A 3,697-nucleotide genomic window follows, 5' to 3' on the forward strand; every position below is an offset into this window, starting at 1 on the left:
GGGCCTTCGGCCCTCCGTTCGCCATCGCCCTTCGGGCGGTGGGCGGACCCGCTCCGCGTGTCCGTGGCCTGACCTTCGGTCAGGCCGGCCCACGCGAAGCGTGGGCCTGTCGGTCACTCCGCTTCGCTCCATTCCCTCCGATGGCTGAGCCCTGATCACATCACTGATCTGGGTTTTTTATTGATGTCACGACAGGCTGGCTGGGAGTGGGGTGGCTGCTCGGGGGCGCGTGCGGGTCGGCTTCACTCCCGCCAGATTGGTCTAGACCGTGGCCCCAGTCCACTGTTTCACCTCCATGGGGGCCGGGGTGCGCTACCTTGGGATGGTGAGCAACGAGACCAAGTGTATCAACCCTTCACTGTCAGATGATCCCGCCGTACTGGGCCTGTGGACTCCACTTCTGGCGGATTCCCCAGAATCCGATCGCCCGACTGATAGCCTGCCGGATAGCTGTCGTGAAGTGACTTGAGTTTCCAGTCCGAAGCTTTCCGGTCGTCGGCTGTTGAATGTATCAGGACCGCGCTGCCAGGGAATCCCGCGAATTGCCGTGTGCGGGGTCGTGAATTCGGGTGAGGGGAGAGAAGTTCCGTGGGTGTCGTAAAGCCGGGCCTGCTGGCCGTGGAAGCCGCGAAGGGGGTCACACTACGGGGGCATCAGGAGGAGGCCCTGGCGGCCATCGTGCGGGGCCTGACGCTGCGTCCGGGGCAGGTGGCGCCGAACGGGTTGCGGGTGACGGTGCAGATGGCCACCGGCACCGGCAAGAGCTATGTGGGGGCGGTGGCCGGGCAGCGCCTGGCGCCCCGCGGCGTGGTCCTGGTCGTGGTGCCCACCCTGAACCTGCTGCTCCAGATGATGGGCTCGTGGCGGGAGGCCGGCCGAGCCGGGCAGATGCACGCGGTGTGCTCCCTGATGCAGAAGGAGCTCCCGGCCGGGGTGCTGGCCTCCACCAAGGGGTTCATCGTCGGGGACTGGATCGCCAAGGCAGCCAAAAGCCGGCGCCCGCTCACGCTGTTCGCCACCTACGCCTCGGCCGGAGCGGTGCGCGACGCCTACGCCTACTGGGCGAAGGAGAAGCAGGAACTGCTGCCCGAGCTGGACCTGATGGTCTGCGACGAGGCGCACCGCTCCTCCGGCAGCGTCGAGAAGTCGTGGACGGTGGTGCACGACCAGGCTCAGATTCCGGCGGCCCGCAGGTGCTACATGACCGCCACCCCCCGGATCTGGGCGCCGCCGACGCGGATGGTCAAGGCCCGCGAAGGGGCCCACCAGCCGCTGCCGGAGGAGCTGGCGGTGTCCATGGACGACGTACGTGTCTACGGGCCCCACGTGTTCTCGCTGGGACTGGCCGAGTCGATCGAAAAATCCCTCTTGGCACCGTTCGAGGTGGTGGTGCTGGAGCTGCGTGACCCGCTCGCCGACCGGGACAAGGCCAAGACCCAGCCGGTCCCCTGGGGCGCGGGGGTGGGTGAGGCGCAGGACGGGAGCGAGGACGAGGTGCCGGCCGAGCACCTGGCCGCGATGCAGGCCGGGCTCCTCAAAGTGGCCGCCGAGCGCGCCCTGCAGCGCACCATCACCTTCCACAACCGCACCCTTGAGGCCCGGTATTTCAGCGAGACACTGAACCAGACGGTCGAGCGGCTGCACTTCCAGAACCCGGAGAAATATCCTGAGGAAATCTGGGCGCAGTGGCTCGCCGGAGAGCACTCCGTGGATTTCCGCGAGGAGATCATCGGCGAGTTCGGGCAGAGCGAGGAAGACGACGGCCTGAGCTACCGAGTGATCTCTCAGTGCAAGATCATGGGCGAGGGAGTCGATATCCCGAATGCAGACTCGATCCTCCTCATGGGCCGGGGCAGCATGGTCGATATCGTCCAGGCCGTCGGTCGGGCCCTGCGGATGAAGCCCGGCGAGGGCAAGATCGCGAGCCTTATCGTGCCCGTCTTCCTCAAGCCCGGAGAGAATCCCGGTGACATCCTGGAGTCGGACAGCTACGGTGGGCTCGTCAAAATCCTGACCGCTTTGAGGTCACACGACACCCGCATGGTCGAGGCCCTGGCGGTGCCCCAGAAGTCCGGGAAGCGGACCACCGGGCGCAGCGCCGAGGCAGTCTTCGCCCCAGGTGAGGGCAGTGGCGGGAGTGCTGGTGGGGCGGGGGCGTTCACGTTGCCGGTGCGGTTCGAGAGCGACCCGGGTGATGACGTCCTGGCGCTGTTCATCGCATCAAGGGTGCTGACGAGTGAAACGCAGTTGTGGCGTGAGGCGATCGGTCACGTACGGCACTGGTTCAAGGAGACCGGCGGTCTCGATGTTCCCTATTCGGCACTGGTCGGAGAAAACCAGAACTTCCCTTTGGGTAAGTGGTTGTCGGATCGGCGGGTGGAGAATGCCGCCGGCGAACTGGCGTCATGGCGCGTGACGCAGCTGGACGGGTTCGGGATGATCTGGTCCGTCAGCGATGCCCGCTTCGAGGCCGGCCTCGACTGGGCGCGGGTCTGGGCGAAGGACCACGGCGGGAGCCTGGCAGCCCCGGCGCGGGCCTCCGTCGGCGGCTACGCCATCGGCACGTGGCTGTCCGAGCTGAGGGCGGCGGCGCAGGTGCCGGCCGGGGAGCAGGGGGCGCTGGCCCCGGAGCGGCGCCGGGCGTTGGAGGAGATCGACCCGTGGTGGTGCCCCACCTGGCCAATCACCTGGCAACGCACCTACGCAACCGCCCGGCAGTGGTGGCTCGAGTCCGACGGCCATGTCGACTGGACCGTCCTGCCGCAGGACACCGTGTTCGAGGGCGAGCAGCTCGGCCGCTGGGCCGCGGCGCAGCGGGCCAGCTGGCCCGGCCTGGAGGAGGACCAGCGGGACCTGCTGGCCGCGATCGGCATCGCCGAGGACCAGGAGCTCGCGGCCGCTCGGGCAGCAGCCGCAGCGAAGCCCAAGGTCTCCCGCACGGACCGGTTCCAGCAGGGCCTAGCGGCCCTGGCGCAGTTCGTCGAGCGGGAGCGCCACGCCAACGTCCGGCGGCCTCACAAGGAGCCACTGGAGGTCGTCGAGGCCGGTCCCGGGGGTGAGGAGCAGGTGATCGTGTCGCACTTCGCTCTGGGTACCTGGCTCAACAACCAAAAGGCCCGCCGGGCGAAGCTGACGCCGCGCCAGCTCGCGCAGCTCGCCGAACATGGCGTGGAGTGGTCATGAGCGAGATGAAGCAGGTGGTGGTGACTCGATGGCGGGTGCGGTATCCGGCTCAGGGACACACCGGCAAGGTGATCCGAACGCGAAGCAGTGCGCCCGACTGAGTGCGCCAGGCTGACCGGGTGGAGGGCGTGGGGCAGGATTCGGTGGGGGGGCGAGCCCCGTCGTCGGTCCGGTGAGACAGGCTGCGGTATTTCGGCCAGCATGGCCCGGACGAGTCGGCCTAGAAGGCGTAGAGCCACGACTACAAGGGCAGCCACCGTCGTAGCTGAGCCCTCCGCGCCTTCCGCCGCCAGTAGGCAGCGCTATGACGGGCGGTGAGCGTGAGCGGGTGGTCCGGGCCCGACACCCGAACCCGATCCGGGAGCAGCTCCGCAAAGGCGGCCGCGGCGCCCACCGCATCACCTGCCTCACCCTGCCAGTCGGCGGCGCTATGCCGGGCGTTGAGGGTGTCCGGGTGCTCCGGGCCCGACACCCGAACCCGATCCGGGAGCAGCTCCGCAAAGGCGGCCGCGGC

General features: G+C 68.5%; 1 protein-coding gene. It reads left to right on the forward strand.

Annotated features, from left to right (window positions below; translation table 11 throughout):
* Positions 1-588: 588 nt before the first annotated feature.
* Entirely contained in the window at positions 589-3,183 is a 2,595-nt protein-coding gene (locus ABD323_RS16710; RefSeq protein ID WP_344442399.1) for a DEAD/DEAH box helicase, read from the forward strand.
* Positions 3,184-3,697 lie beyond the last annotated feature (514 nt).

Origin of the sequence: Kitasatospora nipponensis (assembly GCF_039528135.1) — a bacterium.
In the GTDB taxonomy this organism is placed as follows: Bacteria; Actinomycetota; Actinomycetes; order Streptomycetales; family Streptomycetaceae; genus Kitasatospora; species Kitasatospora nipponensis.